General features: G+C 65.7%; 15 protein-coding genes and 1 pseudogene. 11 read left to right on the forward strand and 5 right to left on the reverse strand.

Annotated features, from left to right (window positions below):
- The first annotated feature begins 383 nt into the window (after window positions 1-383).
- The 7 genes and pseudogenes from ACIQVL_RS10390 (at window position 384) to istB (ending at window position 9799) form a co-directional block, all read left to right on the forward strand.
- Window positions 384-5963, forward strand: a complete 5580-nt coding sequence (locus ACIQVL_RS10390; RefSeq protein ID WP_403475221.1) for an RHS repeat-associated core domain-containing protein — start codon at window positions 384-386, stop codon at window positions 5961-5963.
- Window positions 5964-6549: 586 nt separating this feature from the next.
- A pseudogene (locus ACIQVL_RS10395) lies at window positions 6550-6930 on the forward strand (RHS repeat-associated core domain-containing protein); the annotation flags it as partial.
- Window positions 6931-7107: 177 nt separating this feature from the next.
- Entirely contained in the window at window positions 7108-7278 is a 171-nt protein-coding gene (locus ACIQVL_RS10400) for a hypothetical protein (RefSeq protein ID WP_403475022.1), read from the forward strand.
- Window positions 7279-7356: 78 nt separating this feature from the next.
- Entirely contained in the window at window positions 7357-7899 is a 543-nt protein-coding gene (locus ACIQVL_RS10405; RefSeq protein WP_403475023.1) for an SMI1/KNR4 family protein, read from the forward strand.
- A 67-nt stretch (window positions 7900-7966) separates the two neighbouring features.
- Window positions 7967-8566 (forward strand): Mu transposase domain-containing protein, encoded by a 600-nt coding sequence (locus tag ACIQVL_RS10410; RefSeq protein WP_403475024.1) that lies wholly within the window; start codon window positions 7967-7969, stop codon window positions 8564-8566.
- Window positions 8567-8741: 175 nt separating this feature from the next.
- Complete coding sequence (locus ACIQVL_RS10415; protein WP_403475025.1) at window positions 8742-9014, forward strand: hypothetical protein; 273 nt, start codon at window positions 8742-8744, stop codon at window positions 9012-9014.
- Window positions 9011-9799, forward strand: a complete 789-nt coding sequence (gene istB, locus ACIQVL_RS10420; RefSeq protein ID WP_403475026.1) for an IS21-like element helper ATPase IstB — start codon at window positions 9011-9013, stop codon at window positions 9797-9799. Before ACIQVL_RS10415 ends, istB begins: the two co-directional genes overlap by 4 nt.
- A gap of 29 nt (window positions 9800-9828) precedes the next feature.
- Here the strand turns inward: istB and ACIQVL_RS10425 are convergent, their stop codons facing one another.
- Window positions 9829-10185 carry a hypothetical protein gene (locus tag ACIQVL_RS10425; RefSeq protein ID WP_403475027.1) on the reverse strand — a complete coding sequence of 119 codons (357 nt, stop codon included), beginning with the start codon at window positions 10183-10185 and terminating at the stop codon, window positions 9829-9831.
- A gap of 696 nt (window positions 10186-10881) precedes the next feature.
- On the opposite strand from ACIQVL_RS10425, the gene ACIQVL_RS10430 reads away from it, so the two are divergent.
- Window positions 10882-12150 carry a helix-turn-helix domain-containing protein gene (locus ACIQVL_RS10430; protein ID WP_403475028.1) on the forward strand — a complete coding sequence of 423 codons (1269 nt, stop codon included), beginning with the start codon at window positions 10882-10884 and terminating at the stop codon, window positions 12148-12150.
- A 283-nt stretch (window positions 12151-12433) separates the two neighbouring features.
- On the opposite strand, the gene ACIQVL_RS10435 is transcribed toward ACIQVL_RS10430, so the two are convergent.
- The gene (locus ACIQVL_RS10435; protein WP_403475029.1) at window positions 12434-12904 is read right to left on the reverse strand and encodes a MarR family winged helix-turn-helix transcriptional regulator; all 471 of its coding nucleotides are present in this window, start codon (window positions 12902-12904) and stop codon (window positions 12434-12436) included.
- A 154-nt stretch (window positions 12905-13058) separates the two neighbouring features.
- Here ACIQVL_RS10435 and ACIQVL_RS10440 point away from each other — a divergent pair, with 154 nt between their 5' ends.
- The 3 genes from ACIQVL_RS10440 to ACIQVL_RS10450 all read left to right on the forward strand — a co-directional run bounded on the left by ACIQVL_RS10440 (window position 13059) and on the right by ACIQVL_RS10450 (window position 16044).
- A complete protein-coding gene (locus ACIQVL_RS10440; RefSeq protein ID WP_403475030.1) occupies window positions 13059-14588 on the forward strand; it encodes an MFS transporter in 1530 nt (509 codons plus the stop codon).
- A gap of 80 nt (window positions 14589-14668) precedes the next feature.
- Window positions 14669-15580 (forward strand): alpha/beta fold hydrolase, encoded by a 912-nt coding sequence (locus ACIQVL_RS10445; protein WP_403475031.1) that lies wholly within the window; start codon window positions 14669-14671, stop codon window positions 15578-15580.
- 101 nt (window positions 15581-15681) lie between these two features.
- Entirely contained in the window at window positions 15682-16044 is a 363-nt protein-coding gene (locus ACIQVL_RS10450; RefSeq protein WP_403475032.1) for a hypothetical protein, read from the forward strand.
- Here ACIQVL_RS10450 and ACIQVL_RS10455 read toward each other — a convergent pair.
- From ACIQVL_RS10455 to ACIQVL_RS10465, 3 genes are all read right to left on the reverse strand, one after another.
- Window positions 15991-16853 (reverse strand): IS5 family transposase gene (locus ACIQVL_RS10455; protein ID WP_403475033.1). Its coding sequence is split into 2 segments (ribosomal slippage): window positions 15991-16496 and window positions 16496-16853, totalling 864 coding nucleotides; the frame shifts between segments, so codons are not numbered across the junction. The genes ACIQVL_RS10450 and ACIQVL_RS10455 overlap by 54 nt on opposite strands.
- 1309 nt (window positions 16854-18162) lie before the next feature.
- Window positions 18163-19095 (reverse strand): IS3 family transposase, encoded by a 933-nt coding sequence (locus tag ACIQVL_RS10460; protein WP_403475034.1) that lies wholly within the window; start codon window positions 19093-19095, stop codon window positions 18163-18165.
- A 197-nt stretch (window positions 19096-19292) separates the two neighbouring features.
- Window positions 19293-19679 carry a cupin domain-containing protein gene (locus ACIQVL_RS10465; RefSeq protein ID WP_403475035.1) on the reverse strand — a complete coding sequence of 129 codons (387 nt, stop codon included), beginning with the start codon at window positions 19677-19679 and terminating at the stop codon, window positions 19293-19295.
- Between the last annotated feature and the right edge of the window lie 182 nt (window positions 19680-19861).

Consider the following 19861-nt stretch of genomic DNA (forward strand, 5'->3'; position numbering starts at 1 on the left):
ACAACGTCCGTGTGTCCCTGGACTACTCCTCCTTCTCCGATGTCTATGGCGGCAACTTCGGCCCCCGGCTGCGCCTGGTGACCCTCCCGGCGTGTGCGCTGACCACCCCGGAGAAGAAGTCCTGCCGTACCCAGAAGCCGATAACCGGCGCGGACAACGACGCGCAGGCACAGACCCTGACCGGCACCGTCTCCGCCACTGCGTTGAAGGCCGGCACCCCGATGCTGCTCGCGGCAGCGGCCGACAGCTCGGGTGGAGGCGGCGACTACGGCGCCACCTCCCTGTCCCCGAGCGCGACCTGGGAAGCCGGCGGCAGCACGGGGGACTTCACCTGGAACTACCCGCTGCGGGTCCCCCCGGCCACGGCCGGCCCGGCCCCGAACCTGTCCATCTCCTACAACTCCGGCTCGGTGGACGGCCGTACGGCCGGTGAGAACAACCAGACCTCGGTGATCGGTGAGGGCTTCTCCCTCACCGAGTCCTACATCGAACGCAAATACGCCTCGTGCAAGGACGATGGGGAGACCGGCAAGGGCGACCAGTGCTGGAAGTACGCCAACGCCACCCTCGTCCTCAACGGCAAGGCCGTCGAACTCGTCAACACCTGCGCCGACAAGGCGGCCTGTGACACCGCTGCCCTCTCCCAGGCGTCCGGCGGCGGCTGGAAGGTGAAGAACGAGGACGGCTCCAAGGTCGAGCACCTGACCGGGGCCACCGGCAACGGCGACGACAACACCGAGTACTGGAAGGTCACGGACGCCTCCGGCATCCAGTACTTCTTCGGCAAGCACCGCCTGCCCGGCTGGAGCGACAAGGGCACCACCGACACCGCCGACGACGACCCCGTCACCAACTCCGTGTGGACGGTCCCGGTGTTCGGCAACAACCCGGGTGAGCCCTGCTACAAGTCCACCGGTTTCGCCGACTCCTCCTGCAATCAGGCCTGGCGGTGGAACCTGGACTACGTCGTGGACCCCCACGGCAACGCGTCCTCGTACTGGTACACCAAGGAGACGAACTACTACTCCAAGAACGCCGACACCGCGGTCAACGGCACCGCCTACACCCGCGGCGGCTACCTCGACCGCATCGACTACGGCCAGCGCAGCGACCTTCTCTACAGCAAGCCCGCCGCCCAGCAGGTCCGCTTCACCTACGCCGAACGCTGCCTCACCTCGTGCACCAGCCTGACCAAGGACACCAAGGCCAACTGGCCCGATGTGCCCTTCGACATGATCTGCGCCGCGAGCACCAAGTGCACCACCCAGATCGGCCCGGCCTTCTTCACCCGCAAGCGCCTCACCGACATCACCACCTCGGTGTGGGCGGGCACCGGCACCACCCAGCGGGACGTCGACGCCTGGCACCTGGACCAGGACTTCCCCAACACCGGTGACGCCTCCTCGCCGAGCCTGTGGCTGAAGTCCATCCAGAACACCGGCAAGGCCAACGCCACCACGGCCGCCATGCCGCCGGTCGTCTTCGGCGGTATGCAGCTGTCCAACCACGTCGAGGGCAGCGGCCCGGACACCCTGCGCTACATCAAGTGGCGCGTGCGCACCATCAAATCCGAGACCGGCTCGACCATCACCGTCAACTACTCCGACCCGGACTGCATCTGGGGCAGCAGCATGCCGGCGGACATCGACAAGAACACCCGCCGCTGCTACCCGGTCAAGTGGTCCCAGTCCGGCGCGACCCCCGTCATCGACTGGTTCCACAAGTACGTCGTGACCTCCGTCTTCCAGGACGACCCCTACGGCCACGGCGACACCGGCGAGAAGTACTACGACTACCAGGGCGGCGCCGGCTGGGGCTACGCCGACGACGAGGGCATCACCAAGGCCGCCAACCGCACCTGGTCGCAGTGGCGCGGCTACGGCAAGGTCGTCGAGACCTCCGGCGACTCCGAGGGCCCGCGCTCCAAGAAGTCAACCCTGTACATGCGCGGCCTGAACGGCGAGAAGGAACTCGACGGCACCGCCCGCGTGGAGAAGGTCACCGACTCCACCGGCACCGCGATCGACGACTCCCGCCAGCTGTCCGGCTTCGTCCGCGAGACCATCGTCTACAACGGCACCGACGAACTCAGCGGCACCATCAACACCCCCTGGTCCCACAAGACCGGCACCCACACCTACACCTGGGGCACCACCGACTCCTGGATCGTCCAGGCAGGCCAGACCACCACCCGCACCAAAACCTCCACCGGCACCCGCACGACCACTCAGAAGACCACGTACGACCCCACGTACGGCATGCCGATGACCGTCGAGGACAGCGGCGACACCGCCAAGACCGGCGACGAGACCTGCGTGAAGACCAGCTACGCCCGCAACACCACCGCGTGGCTGGTGAATAAGGTCTCGCGAGCCGAGACCTACAGCACTACGTGTTCGGCTGTCCCGGTCATCCCCGACGACGTCATCTCCGACGTCACCACCGGCTACGACGGCCAGGCGGTCGGAATCGCGCCCACTCTGGGCGAAATGACGGCCACTTACCGGGTCTCCAGCTACGGCGCACTGGACAAGAAGCCTGTCTACCAGCAAGTCTCCGCCTCCACCTACGACAAGCTGGGCCGCCCGGTCACCGCGACCAACGCCCTCAACCAGACGGTCAGGACCACCTACGTCCCCGACGACACCGGCTACGGCCCGCTGACGTCCAAGACCACAACGGACCCCAAGCTCTTTGCCTCCACCAGCGTGGTGGACCCGGCCTGGGGCGCCGCCACCAAGACCACCGACCCCAACGGCAACGTCACAGAATGGGCCTTCGACGCGCTCGGCCGTCTGAAATCAGTCTGGAAGCCGGACCGTTCGCGCGCGCTGGGTGACGCAGAGAGCATCGCCTACGCGTACAGCATCAACAACGACAAGGAGACCTGGGTCCGCACCGACGCCCTCAAGGCCGACGGCAAGACCTACAACAGCTCGTACGAGATCTTCGACGGCCTGCTGCGGTCCCGCCAGAAGCAGGTCCCCGCACCGGACGGCGGCCGGGTGATCTCCGAGACCTTGTACGACGACCGCGGCCTGGCCTACATGTCCAACGCTCAGGTCCACGACAACAACGCACCGTCGGGCACCCTGGCCAACACCTTCCCCGGCTCCGTCCCCGCCTCCACCGAGACGGTCTACGACGCGGCCGGACGCGCCACCGAATCGATCTTCCGGGTCTACGACCAGGAGAAGTGGCGCACCAAGACCGACGACCAGGGCGACCGCACCGCCGTCACCGCCGCCACAGGCGGCACCGGCACCCTGACAATCACCGACGCCCGCGGCCGGGTCACCGAGCGCCGCGAGTACGGGGGCCCCGCCCCCACGGGCAGCGACTACACGCGCACCTTGTATGAATACACCGCCGGCGGTCAGGTCAAGAAGCTGACGGGCCCGGACGGGACAGTGTGGACGTACGGCTACGACCTGCGCGGCCGCAAGACCACCTCGACCGACCCGGACAAGGGCCAGGTCGACACCGCCTACAACGACGCCGACCAGCCAATCACGGTCACCTCCACCCTCAAGGGCCTCTCCCGGACCCTGATCACCGACTACGACGAGCTCGGACGCAAGATCGGCACCTGGGACGGGACGAAGGACACCACCCACCAGCTGACGAAGTTCACCTACGACACCCTGGCCAAGGGACAGCCGACCGCCGCGATCCGCTACGTCGGCGGCACAACCGGCAAGATCTACTCCCAGGTCGTCACCGGCTATGACGCACTCGGCCGCCCCAAGGGCACCAAGACCGTCATTGCCGCCAGCGACCCCCTGGCCACTGCCCTCACCGCCGCCGGCGCATCGCCGACCTTCACCACCTCCACCACCTACAACATCGACGGCACGATCCAGTCCACCTCGATGCCCGCAGTGGCTGGCCTTCCCGCAGAGACCGTCACCAACAGCTACAACAGCCTCGGCATGCTCACCGGCACCGACGGCATGACCGACTACGTCCAAAACATCGGCTACTCCCCGTACGGCGAGATCCAGGAGACCCGCCTCGGCACCTCCACCGGCGCCAAGCAACTCCAGATCCTCAACCAGTACGAAGACGGCACCCGCCGCCTGTCCAACACTCATACCGTCGACCAGACCAACACCGGATACACCAGCGACGTCGACTACGTCTACGACGCCACCGGCAACGTCAAGTCGGTCACGGACCAGGCGAACGGCAAGGACACCCAGTGCTTCGCCTACGACGGCTACCGCCGCCTCACCGAAGCATGGACCCCGACCTCCAACGACTGCGCCACCGCCCGCTCGGCATCCGCGCTCGGCGGCCCCGCCCCGTACTGGACCAGCTGGACCTACAAGCCCGGCGGCCTGCGCGACACGCAGATCGAGCACAAGACCGGCGGTAACACCACCACGTCCTACGGCTACCCCACCGTAAACGCCTCCGGCGCCGGCCAGCCCCACACGATGACCTCGGTCACGGTCGGCACCGCCGCGGCCAAGTCGTACGAGTACGACGAGCAGGGCAACACCACCAAGCGGTACAGCCCGACAGGCACAGCGCAGAGCCTTGACTGGGACATTGAAGGAGAGCTGACCCAGCTCACCGAAGGCACCAAGACCACCGGCTACCTGTACGACGCAAACGGCGAACTCCTCATCCGCCGCGGCCCCGCCCAGACCGTCCTCTACCTGGCCGGCCAGGAACTCCACTACGACACGGCCGCCAAGAAGTTCACCGCCCAGCGCTACTACCCGGCTGGCGACGCCACCGCGGTGCGCACCGAGACCAGTCTGTTCTGGATGGTCGACGACCACCACGGCACCGCCTCGATGACGGTCAACGCCACCACCCAGGCCATCACCCACCGCTACACCAAGCCCTTCGGCGAGGCACGCGGGACAACACCGTCAACCTGGCCCGACGACAAGGGCTTCCTCGGCAAACCCGCCGACGCCGACACCGGACTCACCCACATCGGCGCCCGCGAGTACGACCCAACCACAGGCCGCTTCCTCTCCGCCGACCCCGTCCTCGCCCCCGAGGACCACGAGTCCCTCAACGGCTACGCCTACGCCAACAACACCCCCGTCACCAAGTCCGACCCCACCGGCCTACGGCCGGTCACCGCTTGCGAGCAGGGGTGCAGCGATGGCAAGGGCGGCAGCTACCGCGACCACATGACCATGGGGGCAAACGGGACCTGGGTCTACCACTCGACCAAGACCTACACGCAGAGTTATGGAAGCGGCACCATGACTGTCACCGTCCGCACTGACGGGGGACACGCGTCAGCGACGGTGGTGTTCAAGAGCGGGCCAGATCCGGTCCCAGCGAAGAAGGGCAGCAACCTCACCACCAACGTCCTGGGCCATCTGGGCGGTATAGCCTACGGCCTTGACGAGGTGAGTGACTTCGCTAACCCCTTCTGCTGGTTCGATTCAGGTTCCTGCAGTGCCACTGACGACACGAAGGAGACCTACGACGGATGGGCGAGCGGTGCTGGAGCGGATACTGACTCCAGTCTCTACGCGGCGGCGTGGGAAAACGGTTCACTGGCCCCGTGGCTGGCCATCGGCGGAAAGACTCCCGAAGAGAGTTCTGAGATTGGTCTCGCCCGCCGAGGCGTAAATACAGGAGCCTTCACCGGGCTTCAGGTCGCCATGCAGAAGCGTGTGGTCAAGTTCATAGCGGAGGCCGCCGGTGTTGGGCTCGACGGCGTCAAGATCAAAATCAACCGAGACTCCGAACTGATCGGCAAGAGCTTCTACGGCCACACTTCTCCGAACAGGACCATCACCCTGTATCCGGATGCGTTCACGTCAGAGGAGACTCTTGCCGCGACGATAGGCCATGAACGCACGCATGTCATGCAGATCGATCTTTACGGCCCCCCCGCAGATGAAACAGCAAGGAGGGCCTATGAGAATGCGGCCTACGGCATCGAGGAACAATTCGTGAACTACTTCAACGGAAAGCTGAAGCAATGAGTGATCGACTGGCTTGGCTAAAGGCGCTAGCCGCTGCTCGCGAGTCCGGCGAGACCAACCACATCTCATGTCCGAATTGCGGTCGCTCTGAGTTGAAGATTCGCTACATCGTCGACAATGAGAGTCGGATCGGCTATATCTTGTTCTGGTGCGCGGGGTGCCTGCACGGTATTACAGTGTCGCGTGTGCGCGCTCCAGAAGGAATCCCGACGTATGCCCTTGACGATCCAACGTCGACCGAAGGCGTACCAGAATTCATTCATGTGGAGTGAGGGTCTTGCGGATTTCCAAGGTGCGCATTACGCAGGCATTACGCAGATTAGCCCTAATGGCACTTCGTAGCATTCCGTGCGCCCGATGCCTACCTACCTGTCTCAGGAGGGCATCGAGCGCACGGCTGTCGAGCCATCTGTAGTGCCGAGTTCGACAACGCGGCGTGCCCTGGAGCTCTGTCCAGCCTGGACACCGGCCGGCTGCCAACGGTCTTCGGGGAGCGGGTGCGCCGCAAGCTCAAACTGCTCGGTTCCCAGCACATCGCACGGGCGGCGGCCACGGGCACCGAAGCGGTGGCGTCATGAGCCTGTGGGCGGCAATGACGGTGGACGCGGTCACCCAAGAGGTCACCCATCGGTACACCAAGCCGTTCGGCGAGACCGGCGGCACGGCACCATCGGCCTGGCCAGACGACAAGGATTTCCTCGGCAAGTCTGCCGACGTTGACACGGGCCTGACCCACGTGGGTGCCCGCGAGTACGACCCGACCGCCGGCCGCTTCCTGTCGACCGACCCGGTCCTGGCCCCGGACGACCACGAGTTCCTGAACGGCTACGCCTACGCCAACAACACCCCTGTCACCAAGTCCGACCCCACCGGCCTGCGGCCGGTCACCAGTTGCGACCGGGGGTACAGCGACGGTAAGTGCGGCAGCTACCACGACTACATGACCATGGGGGTCTATCAGGAATGGCCGGGTAGCCCGGAGCGTCTCATCCCCGGGCTCCCACAGAGTGAAGTAGGCCGCCGACGAGGTGCCTCTGGGTGAGGTCCTTTTCCGACGGCCCCTTCCCGAACCGGGCAGGCGAGATTTCCCCGCACCCGGCACCGCCGGATGCTCGGCAACGGCTACTGTGCTCGGCCCGTCGAGATGGACTGCCACTTCGAATCGATCTGCGAGTCCTGCACGTTCTTCGTCACCACGATCGAGTTCCGGCCCACCCTCGAACGCCAGCGAGACGACGCGGCGGCCAAGGGACAGGTCGCTCGCGAGCAGATCATCGACGGACTCCTCAGCCGACTTGAGGAACAGGCTGGCTGATGCCTTCTTCCAGGCGGCCACCGATAGCTACCCCTCCGTCCAACCGCCCGGTCGATCCAGCTAGGTTTGCCACGTCCAATGACGGCGATCAAGCAGGTGAGGCGCATGGCAGGACATGATGAGTTGCAGCAGCTGCTCGGCACACCGGCACCACGTCAGCCCTCGCCAGAAGACTGGGCCGAGGTTGAGAACTACATTGGCTCGCCGCTTCCCAGCGACTACAAGGCTTTCCTGGACACCTATGGCGCCGGGGTGATTTCCGACGAACTCGTGGTCTTCCATCCTCGGAGGTCCAGTCCGCTGCTGGAACGCATGCGCAGCATCCACGAGAGATTCGCCGCACGACGCGAGCGTCGACCGGACGACTTCCCTCACCCGTTCCACCCCGAGCCCGGCGGCCTGATCTCCTGGGGCTACGACTACGGCAGCGACGAGCACTTCTTCTTGCCCTGCCACCCGGATCCGGACCGCTGGAAGATCGTCACCATGGCCCACGAGGAGGGATGCGATACCTTCGACGGCCCGTTCGCCGACTTCATCGTGGCGTTTATGGAACGACTCGAGTTCATGGACGAAGACGGCAACATCCGCCCTGCCACCCCAAGCTTCGAATCCTGCTGATCGATCGACTCTCCAGACCGCGGCATGGTCCCCTCGGGGTTGACATCGAGACCCGCATATTAGAGGCGTGCCGGCCGGGCAGGTCCGTTACGACAACCTCACCCCGGCCGTGAAGAAGGTGGTCTTCCGCAGCCGCTCCCGGGAGGAGAACCCGCGCTGGACCAACTTCCACGAGTACTACGGTTTCACCCCTTTTTACTGCGAGCCGGGCCTGCGCGGCGCCCACGAGAAGGGCGGAGTCGAAGGCCAGGTCGGCTACTTCCGCCGCAACTACCTCACCCCGGTGCCGCAGGTGGACACCCTGGAAGAACTCAACGCCCGGTTGGCCGAGTCCGAGGCGAAGGAGGACGAGCGGCGGATCGGGGCAAGGATGCGGACGATCGCACAGGACTTCGCCCGCGAGGCCGGTCACCTGCTGCCGCTGCCGGACGATCCGTTCGCCACCGGCATCACCCTCACGCCCCGCGTCGACCGCTACGGCGTGATCACCGTGAAGATGTGCCGGTACTCGGTCCCGGTCCGCTTCATCGACCGCAAAGTCACCGTCACGCTCACCTGCGACGACCTGACCGTCTATACGGCCGGCGGGAGATCGCCCGGCACCGGCGGCTGGCCGGTCGTGGCGCCGAACACCTCGTGCTGGACCATTACCTGGAAGCCTTGCTGACCAAGCCAGGAGCGCTGGAACGCTCCGAGGCCCTCCACCAGGCCCGCGCCGAGGGCACCTTCACGGCCGTCCACGAAGCCTTCTGGGCCGCAGCCAAGAAGGCCCTCGGCGACATCGAGGGAACGAAAGCCCTGGTCAAGGTGCTGTTGCTGCACGCCACCAGCAGCACGCCGACGTGGTGGCCGGGATCCGCGCGGCCGTCGCGGCGGGCACCTTCAACGAGGACGTCATCGCGCTGGAGGCACGCAAGGCGGCCCAGACGGCCGGGCGGGCACCGACCGTCACGGCCGGCACTGCCGCTCCGGAGCCGTTGGATCTGGACCCGGCCCAGGTCACGCCCCTGACTCCGCGCCGTCTCGCCCGTGCTATGCCCGCCGACCAGCGTCCCCTGCCCCGCCTGGAGCAGTGGGACGAGCTGTTGCAGCTTCGCCGGAAGGACTCATCATGACCACCGCTCATCACGCGCTGACCGCACAGGCATCGGACGCGGCGATCGACACCGCCTGCCGACTGTTGCGGCTGCGCACCATGCGCGCCCAAGCCGCCGACACGATCGCCCGGGCCGAACGCGAGGGCCTGTCCTATGCCGGGTTCCTCGCCGAGTTGTTGATGGCTGAGTGCGAGGACCGCGACCGCCGACGAGCCGAACGACGCATTCGAGCGGCCCACTTCCCGCGAGAGAAGTCGCTGCGCGAATTCGACTACCGCGTCAATCCCCACGTCGATCCGGCGGTCATCCACAACCTCGCCACCTGCGAATGGATCGCGAAAGGCTACCCTTTGTGTCTGATCGGCGACTCGGGCACCGGCAAGTCGCACCTGCTGATCGCGCTGGGCACCGCTGCCGCCATGGCCGGCTACCGCGTCCGCTACACCACCGCGGCAGCCCTGGTGAACGAGCTGGTCGATGCGGCAGACGACAAGCAACTGGGCAAGACCATCGCCCGCTACGGGCGCGTCGACCTCCTCGAAATCGACGAGCTCGGCTACCTCGAACTCGACCGCCGCGGCGCGGAAATGCTCTTCCAGGTTCTCACGGAGCGTGAGGAGAAGAGCAGCATCGCGATCGCCTCCAACGAGGCTTTCAAGGGCTGGAGCCGGACCTTCACCGACCCGCGGCTCTGCGCGGCGATCGTGGACCGCCTCACCTTCAACGCCACCCTCATCGAGACCGGCACGGAGTCCTACCGCCTCGCTCGCTCCAAAGCCAGGAAGAGCGGCCAAGCGAACTGACCAGGGGACGATCGGCACAGCCTCCGTATCTACAGATCTGCGAACACGTGCTCAGGCAAGTACGGAGAAGTGCCCGTCACCAACCAATACTGAAGTTCTTGCAGCCTCGTGAGAGCGGCCTCGTAATACGTCGACGGCTCCGGCCGGGGAAACCGCGGATGGGCCGTGAGATCGGGAAGCCAGTCAACACACAGCCAGAACCCTTCCACCAACCATCGCGGCAAGTCCTGCTGATCACTCTCCTCGAACGCTGCACACACACCACGCATGGCCCGCTCCAGACGCGCGAACGCCTCCTTGTCCCATCTGTGATCATGGATCACGATCGAAAGGAACGCGTCCTCGTTCTCCGAGAACTCCTGCCGCAGCACAGCGAGATCATCCATCAGGCCATCATGGCGGTGCCCACTGACACCTCGGCGTCGGGGCAATGAGCTGATCAAGTCGCCCAGAGCCGCGGCTCACCACACTCGATACCCGGCTGGTCCCACATCGGGCCGTCCCCCGGGGCCACTTCGAGACGTCTGAAAGACACAGAAACCCCACGGTCTGGGGCCGCTGGAAGCCAACATGCTGGGGCCGCTGAACAACGTCACAGCCATGGCAGAGGCCGCCGCCAGCGAGCTGACCGTGCCTGCGCAGGCCGGCACCGAGAGCCGCCAGCCTGCGGCCACAAAGGTGCAACCGGAATCTCATGGTCTGTCAGCCCGTCGGCACGCAGGTTCGCGCACGTCGCGGCGGCCGCCCGGTGCCCGCCTCGTGCACACGCCCAAGCCGGTCGAAGCGTGAGCAGGACACCGAGGATCGACGGAGGTCGACCGCCGTGGACCTCGGCATGCCAACTTTCGGGCAGATCGCGACACGGGCGAGCGACATCGCGGTCCCAGAACGAGTCTGCCGAGCTGCGGATCTTTCGCCACCTGATCCAACGAAGTGGACGAACCGTCTCCCTGACCCGCAGTGAGGCTGGAGCGAAGGAAGTACGGAAATCCGCGTGCGCGTGCTGTGACGATGGTCCTACTCTCGGCGCGGGTGTTGCGAGATAGCTGCACCTGTTTTGAATGCACGGTGAGGATCCGCGCGTGATCTCAATCTACCTGTCTCCGAGCAACCCCCGCTGGACCCCGAAGACCGAGGCCGATCTCCAGGCCGCGATCACCGGCGGTCTCATCGAGGAGAAGCACTACTTCGACGCCAAGGAGATGCTCGCCACGAAGGGCGACAACAAGGAGTTGGCGCGCGACCTGTCGTCCTTCGCCATCGACGGCGGCACGATGATCGTCGGGCTGGCCGAGGACAAGCAGAACGGCGCCTTCAGCCTCGTCCCGCAGCCCCTGCAGGGGCTGCCTGAGAAGGTCGAGCAGGTCGCCCACTCCCTTCCCGACCCTCCTCTGGTGATCCTCACCGACCCCATCAAGTCGGAGGCCGATCCCGCCCAGGGATACCTCGTCATCCACATCCCGGCCAGCCCGATGGCCCCCCACATGGTCGACGGGCGCTACTTTGGGCGCGGCGACAAGACCAAGCGGACCCTCCCGGACTCCGAGGTCGTCCGGCTTCACGAACGACGTCGGAACACTGAACAGGATGCACTTGCACTGCTGAAGCAGGAGATCGACGACGACCCGATGCACGACGTCGGCAAGCAGTCCCACCTGTTCCTCGTCGCCCAGCCCCTCGCTGCCCCGCGGGACATGCTCCTGGCCCTCACCAGCGGACCGAAGTGGAACATGCAACTCGCCCGGTTCATCGAAAAGGTCTACACCCCCGAGGTCAACGCCCGCGTGGATGGCCTTGAGGTGTATCCGAAGCTCATCGACGCGGGTAACGGCTACCGACGCAGCGGAGGGGCAGCCCGGGCCAGCAGCAACCTCGGCGACGGCCGCATCTTCACCCGGAACCCGGGTGCCTACCACGACGAAAACGCGATCGAGCTGCGGGTCTTCGAGAACGGAGGTCTCCGGCTCTTCTCCAGCCGCCTCTCCGAGCGGTTCGACGGAGATACCGAGGACCACTTCCTCTACGATCCCGCCGTGGTAGGCAACACCCGCCGCTTCCTCGCGCTGGTACGCCAGGCCGCAGCAGACGCTGGCTATATGGGTAACTGGGCCCTCGCTCTCGGCCTCACCAGGCTCCGCGGCCGAAGCCCCTACACCAGCGTCCCGCAGAACTACCGGGGGACCTCCGTGCAACGGAACCGCTACGACCGGGATACCTACGAACAGGCCACGGAGACCACCTGGGCGGAACTCAACGAGACCGCCGGAGCGGTCACTCGCCGCCTCGTTGGCTCCTTCCTGCGGACCCTCGCAGCCGAGGAGTACTTCGACACCGCGCTGAGCGACGACTGACTCGAACTCATGAGGCTGCTCAGCCTCCATTCGCGGGCGGCTGAGCGGCCTTTTGTCAGTCCAGGAGTGGGGTCGGCGCGACGTTTGACCGCGAAGCGCAGTGCTCCGTCCATGGTGAGGGTGCTGCCGGCGATCGTGTCGGTTCCCCGCACGACGGATCGACCGTCGGTGACGTCGAGGTCGCCGAGCCGGTAGTCGCCATCGGGGGCGAGCGTGGCCGCCATGGCGTCGGGGATCAGTACCGGTCGTGCCGCGCCGGCGGTGGCTGCGCGTGCGGGTCCGGTCACCCCGCCGGCTGACCACCCTGCTTGATCGCCGGATGCAGACGCTCCAGCAGCGCATACAGCGTGGCCCGTTCGCCGGGGTCGAGCGTGTCGACGGCACCGTGCGCCTGCATCGTGCCGCGGATGCTGCGCAGGACGTCGCGGCCGGCGTCGGTGGCGATCACGTTCTTCACGCGGCGGTCGGTCGGGCTCACCTCGCGGCGCACGAAGCCGCCCGCCTCCAGGCGGTCGACGATGCCGGTGATGTTGGAGGCGTCGCAGGCCAACTGCTCGGCGATCTCCCGCATCGAGGCGGGGTCACGGTGGACGTGGGTGAGGACCTTGACCTGCATGTGCGTGAGACCGTACGGCGCCGCGGCCGCCGCGAAGTCCTGGCACACCGCGCTGCCCGCCGCCGAGAGGAGCTCCAGCAGCTCGATCTTGGACGGGACCGACACCGGCGTCACCTGAGCAGGCACAGAGGTACTCATGACAACCGAGCGTACCCGAAACTGCTTGAGGACTTCTAAGCTTGACTACCTCAAGCATCGAGGCCTACCGTCGGCTGCGCAAATCCTTGAGGACCTCATGTATCGAGGTCCTCAAGTAATCGATTCCTTGTGACAGCCGAAGGAGCCCGCCCCTATGGGCACGTCGACTGGGAACGCCCCCCTCCAAAAGCGCCCGTCTGCGGCGGCCTCCGGGCCGCATGAAAACGTCATCGTCCTCGCTCTGGGGCTGGCCTCCATGCTCGTGTCGATGATGCAGACCCTCGTCGTGCCGATCCTGGGCCTGATCCAGAGCAGCCTGCACACGACCGCAGCGGGCGCCAGTTGGGTCACCACGGTGACTCTGTTGTCCGCCGCGGTCTTCACACCGCTGCTGGGGCGCTTCGGTGACCAGCACGGCAAGAAATCCACCCTCGTCGCGGTCATGGCCGTCCTCATCGCCGGCACCCTCCTCGCCGCCACCACGCACTCCCTGGCCTGGCTGATCACGGCAAGGGCGCTGCAGGGATCGGCCACGGCGATCTTCCCGCTCGCGTTGTCGGTCCTGCGAGACGAGATCCGCCCGGAGCGGCTCCACGCGGCGATGGCGATGGTCAGCGGCGCCTTCGCCTTCGGCAGCGGTATCGCCCTGGTCGCGGCCGGTCTGATGACCGCAGGCTCGCACCCCGACTACCGGAATGTGTTCTGGCTGGTCACCGGACTGTCCGCGGTCACCCTGGTGGCCGTCGTCGTCCTGGTACCGGCCACCCGTCACACGGCCAGAGGGCGCACGGACATCCCCGGAACCGTCACTCTCGCCGCGACCCTGGTGCTGCTCCTGCTGCCCGTCACCCAGGGACACGAATGGGGCTGGTCCTCGGCGCGGACGGTGGGCTGCTTCATAGGTGCGGTCGTGGCGGCCGGGGCGTGGATGCTGATCGAACTGAAGGTGCCGCAGCCACTGGTGGACATGCGGATGTTCGCCCACCGTCCGGTCCTTCTCTCGAATCTCGTCGGACTCCTGGTCGGCTTCGGGATGTTCGCGCTCTTCGTCGGCGTGTCCGCCCTCGCGCAGGTGCCGCCGCAGATTGCGGGGTACGGCTTTGGGGCGAGCGTGCTGCGGGCGTCGGTGGAGTACCTGCTGCCCGTCTCCGTGATCGCGCTGCTCCTCGCGCCCGCCGGCGGCCGGCTGGTCACCCGGTACGGACCAAGGGCCGTCCTGCTGACGGGCTCACTGCTCGGCACGGCAGGCTTCGTCTGGATCGCCGTCGACCACCGCCACACCGTGTCCGTCGTCGGCGGCAGCGTCCTGATGGGCGCGGCCGGCAGCCTGGGCTACGCCGCCATGCCCGCGATCACCATCGCCAGCGTCCCCCGTCACCAGACCGGCATCGCCAACGGCATCAACTCCATCGCCCGCTCCGCCGGTGGCGCCGTCGGAAGCGCGGTGATCACCACCGTCCTGGCCTCCAAGAGCCTGCCCAAGGCCCCGGTCCTGCCAGCCGAATCACAGTTCACCCTCAGCTTCGTCCTGGGAGCCGTCGGTCTCGCGCTCATCGCACCGACCGCCTGGTTCGGCCTGCGCCGCATCGGACTGGCGCCGCACCACACCGGCGAGAGCGCACCGATCCCGGACACCGCGACAGAACCCGAGCCCACGCCGGCCGGACCGCACCGAATCAACTAACCACACCGCTTCAACGACGCCCTTGAGGCGGCCGCCATGACCCCTGTACCGAACACGCAGAACGACCAAGGAACATACTCATGACACAGACCCGGGCATCACAGGCCCCCGCCGCTCCCTTCCACCGCCTGACCGGAATGACACGGCACAACGTCGACATGGGCGGGCTCAACATCGCCGCCTACGAAGCCGGGGCCGGACCCGAGACCATCATGCTGGTCCACGGCATCCCCGACTCTTCGGCGGTCTACCGGCACCAGATCCCCGGCCTGCTGGCGGCGGGCTACCGGGTGATCGCTCCGGACCTCCTCGGCCACGGTGACTCGGCCATCCCCGAGGAGCCGGAGAACTACACCATCGCCAAGGACGAAGAATCCCTGTGGGCGATCGCCGACGCGCTGGACGCCTGCACCTTCCATCTCGTCGGGCACGACCGCGGCGCCCTGTCGACCTGGTCCATGGCCGCCAACCGGCCGGACCGGGTGACATCGTTCACCGCCCTGTCTGTCGGCCACCCCAGTGCCCGGAAGGCCGCCGGCTGGGAGCAACGGAAGATGTCGTGGTACATGCTCCGGCTGCTGCTGCCCGACGCTGAGGACTGGGTGCGCGGCGAGGCCGAGGGCGAAGGCGGCCCCTGGTCCACCTTCCGCTGGTGGGTCCACAACCACCCCGAGACCGACGCCTGGATCCACGACCTTGAACGGCCCGGAGCCCTCAGGGCCCTGGTCAACTGCTACCAGGCCAACGCCAACCCTGCCCACACACGCGGCCCCGTCTCGCGAGTGTCCGTCCCTGTCCTCGGCGTGTGGCCGATGCAGGACCCCTACTGCGGCCTCGAACAGATGACGCGCTCAAGCGAGTGGGTCGACGGCCCATGGCGCTTCGAGCCTCTTCACGGAGCCGGGCACTTCCTCCAGCTCGACCGGCCGGAGGCAGTGACACGCCTCATCCTGTCGCACGTCGAGGCCTACCGCTCGAAGCGAGCCGCCTAAAGAGGTCGTTTTCATCTTTAGACGCCGTTTCTTATGGCGAGGCAAGATGCATGAGGGCACCGGAAGGGCCTGCTGTCTGTGACGTGTGGCAGTCTCTCGCCATGACTTACGATCTCGCCGTCTGGGAGGGTGACCACCCGGTTGATGACGCCGCTGCCGGCAAGCTCTTCAGCGACCTTTATTGTCGGTACATAGACATCGACACCGGCGTGGATCGCCCGCCGACAGACCGCATTGCGGCGTACGTCGCAGCGCTGCTGCAGCGGTGGCCCGATATGACGGAGGACGAGCACGACATCTCGCCGTGGTGCAGTGGGCCACTGATCGATGAGGCCAGCGGCCCGCTGATCTACTTCGGCCTGCGATGGAGCATGGCTGAGGAAGCCTCCGCATACGCGGCAGAACTCGCCTCATCGATGGGACTTGTCTGCTTTGACGTCTCGAGGGACGAGCTCCGCTCGTAGCCGCCGAGCGAGTCGGCGGTGGCAGATGAGGGCTGCTGCTATGCCAACGAAGGCGAGGAAGTGTTCCGGCTTTCGCTCGTAGCGGCGGTGCAGGCGTCGGCAACCGGCCAGCCATGACACGGTCCTCTCGACCACCCAGCGGTGACGGCCGAGCCGCGTGGACGACTCGATGCCCTTGCGGGCGATGCGGTGGCAGATACCTCGTTCACGGAGCCATTTCCGCAGGTGGTCGTAGTCATAGCCCTTGTCGGCGTGGAGCTTGGCGGGGCGTCGGCGGCGGGACCCGCGGCGGGAGCGGATAGGTGGGATCCCGCGCACGAGCGGTTTCAGCCCGAGGCTGTCGTGCATGTTGGCGCCGGAGATCCCCAGTGACAGGGGCAGTCCGCTCCGGTCCGTGATGAGGTGGATCTTCGATCCCAACTTGCCACGGTCGGTCGGATTCGGTCCGGTCAGTGGCCCCCTTTTGCGGCCCGGACACTGACGGAGTCGATCGCGCACCGTGACCAGTCCAGCTCACCACGGCTGCCGAGTTCGTCCAGGATGACGCGGTGGAGCCTGGCCCAGACCCTGTCCCGGCTCCACTGCACAAAGCGTCGGTAGACCGTGGGCCAGGCCGGTCCGAACACCGGCGGCAACTGCCGCCAGGTACAGCCCGAGCTGGCCACGAAGACGATCGCGGCGAGCGTTTCGCGATCACCCGCCCGACGCCGGCCCCCGCCCTGCGGACGCCTCACCTCCGTCGGCGGCACCACCCGCCGGAACAACACCCATAACTCGTCCGGCACCAGCCGCTCAACCAGGTCCGTCATGCACGATTCAACGAACGATCACACCAAAAGAAACGGTGTTTAAAAGCACTGCTGTTCCCAGCAGACCGCCGAGCACGGCCGCCCGGGATCTGGAGCGAGGGGCCGCACCGGCTGCCGCAAGTGCGGCTGCCTCCCGATCCCGGGCCAGCGGCCCTGTCCGTCCCGGCGTATAGAAGCCAAGCTTAGGGCCAGCCCCCGAGAGTCGTCGGCATCCTCTCGCCGAAAGTCCTCTTCGATATTGAAATCCTCACCGACGCGAGACCGCAGCGCACGGCGCAGACTCTTTTTCGAAAATTTAGTTGTGCCCCTTCATCAGGGAAATCAGCGCCTGGATCAGCACCGCTACACCCATCAGGACGAAAAGGACAGGAAAAATCACGGTCATCTGAATCTTTTGGTACCGGCGGCTCCGGACCCTGACCGCAGTTCCCCTCAACCGAGCTGGCAATATGCGATCAAAGACGTCCGCGCGCCGAGTGCTCATATATAGAGTCAGGATCCCCCAACCCACGAAGAAGGCACCGAAAAGGACCTCGACAGTCCAGCTTCCCCAATCCATCAATATCCTTTCAAGGGAAGAAAATCAGTAGCTCCACGATTTACCCCACGGAGCGACCTCATGACTGTAGTTCATGCCCGCAAAGGCGCCGAAGCCCGGGGTGAACGACAGACCGAACCACCAGTTACCGGACCCCGAATGACCCTTTTCTCCAAAATTGATACATCCTCCCATTTCCACAGCGGCGCAGAGGGAGTAGGACACGGAGCCCTGTTCCTCAGGAGTTGCCGTTGCCCATGAGAGGGCTTTTCCGAACCCACCGAACCCTAGAGCGCCGACGCTGCCCCACACACCTCTATGAGCGTACTGCCCACCAGCGCAGAGAACCCAGCAGACGGTGAAGCCAGCCCCGAGATGACCGTCCAGATAGCCCAAGGTCTTGTCAGCGGCATTTGCCAATTTCTCCTGCTCTGCCTTGGCTTCTGCGGCATCGGCACGCTGCTGTGCGGCGGACTCCCCCAGCTCTAGACAGGCTTTGTTGCACGTGATACCCGTACCGATGGAATTACTCGAGCTGCTCTTCTTCTTGGTGCTCTTCTTACCGCTGCTGGTCTGCCCATATCCAGTAGCGACTCCACCGCCGGTGGGATTACCGTTCTTGGACAGGCTGCCGTCGCCATGAGTGACGACTCCGTTGCCACAGCTGACACCGAATTCCTTGCCACAGGCAAGGCCCTCTCCACTGGGATCCGAGAAGGTGATGGGGTTACCGGCGCCTGGAGTGACCCCTCGGGTCCCGACACTTCCGTTTTATGCCGCGAGGTCCAGCCGTTGGTGGCAGCGGGTCCTCGCCTGGTACGGCGTGATGTAGCCGATGGTCGAGTGGATCCGCTCCCGGTTGTAATGCTCCGCGATCCAGCGGAACACGTCCTGCCGAGCCTGTGCGCGGGTCTCCCAGATCGTCGTTCCGATCTCCGCTTTCAGGACGGCGAAGAAGCTTTCCGCGGCGGCGTTGTCGAAACACGAACCCGTACGTCCGGTGCTCGACCGGACGTCCAACTCGCCCAGGAGAGCGCGGAATTGGTGAGAGGTGTATTGCGACCCGCGATCCGAGTGAAAGATGGCGTTGCCAGCCGTATGCCCGCCCGTATGCGCCATCCGAATCGCGTCTGCGACGAGTTGCGTACGCATGTGGTCCGCCATCGACCAGCCTACGACCTCCCGTGTGCACAGGTCGATCACCGTCGCGAGGTACAGCCATCCCTCGGCCGTCGGCAAACAGGTGATGTCCCCGACGAATTCCAGGCCCGGCATCGGTGCGGTGAAGTCCCTTTGGACGAGATCCGGCGCTGGCGGCGCCGTGCGGTCCTGCTTCGTCAGCGACCGCGACTTCCGGCGTGTAATCCCGACGATCTCGCGCTCCCGCATGATCCGCGCGACGCGTTTACGGTTCACCGGGTTCCCCTGGTTGCGCAGCGCCTGAGTGACCCTGCGGGCGCCGTAGGCTCCCCGGGAATCGGTGTGGATCGCCCGGATGCTGCCGGCCAGGACCTCTTCCGCGTCGGCCTTCTCCTGCCGTGCTTCCCTGTTCTGGTGCCAGGCGTAGTAGCCGGAGCGGTCCCAGCCGAGAACATCGCACATCCGCTTCACCCTGTGGGCGCTCCGGCGGTCTGTCGAGGAGCGCACCAGATCCACCGCGTCCCGCTTGAACTCTTCGGGGTAGTTCCTCCGCTTTGCCACCATGGATCACTTCCCCTGGATGACGAAGCATCCAGCGTCCAGGTGTCGGAATTTCGGGGGTCACTCCACACTGATGAGTGCTTCGAGCTTCATCACCGGAACGCACGGAGCTACGGGCGCCGCCGGTGCGGAGGTCTTCGCAAGGAGACAGCGCCCTTCCCTGCGCCCGTCCCGTCGGTGCTGCCGGGCCGGGAAGGGTGCTACGCGTGGTCCTCGGTAAGGAAGTCGAACCCGTCCGTCGGACTCTGGACCAGAATGAAGCTGGCCTTCTCGACTGGATCCGGATTTCTGATCCAGTGCTTGAATCCCGGCGGAATGATGGTGACGGACCCTACCCCGCACAGACTCGTCTCGACCCCGCCAGCCGTCTCACAGGACGACTCGATCCTTCCTTCCGTGACGATCGAGATATCCCAGCTCACGCTGTGATGATGCCTCGGAATTGCCCCGCCGGGTTCGAGCACATACACACTGGCCTGCAACTCGGACGCCTTGTGTATCAGCGCCTTGGAGGCCAGCAGATGCTTGGACTCGAAAGGAAGAGCCGTAAAATCGATGATCACTTTGGGGTGATTAAATTCTGTCATGAAGAAAACTTTCCACATCTCAGGATTTCAGCTGCCCATCGCTTCAAAATACTCCATTCCGCAAGCTCCGGTCATGATTTTGATCCCGCGTGACCATAACGTTTTGGCGACCGTGTCGAGCCACCTGGTTTATGGTCCCGGCGGTACAGAACGGGGGCGGGCGCGGTTCCGCGTCACTATGG

It is taken from the genome of Streptomyces sp. NPDC090499, from assembly GCF_044769305.1.
Lineage (GTDB): Bacteria > Actinomycetota > Actinomycetes > Streptomycetales > Streptomycetaceae > Streptomyces.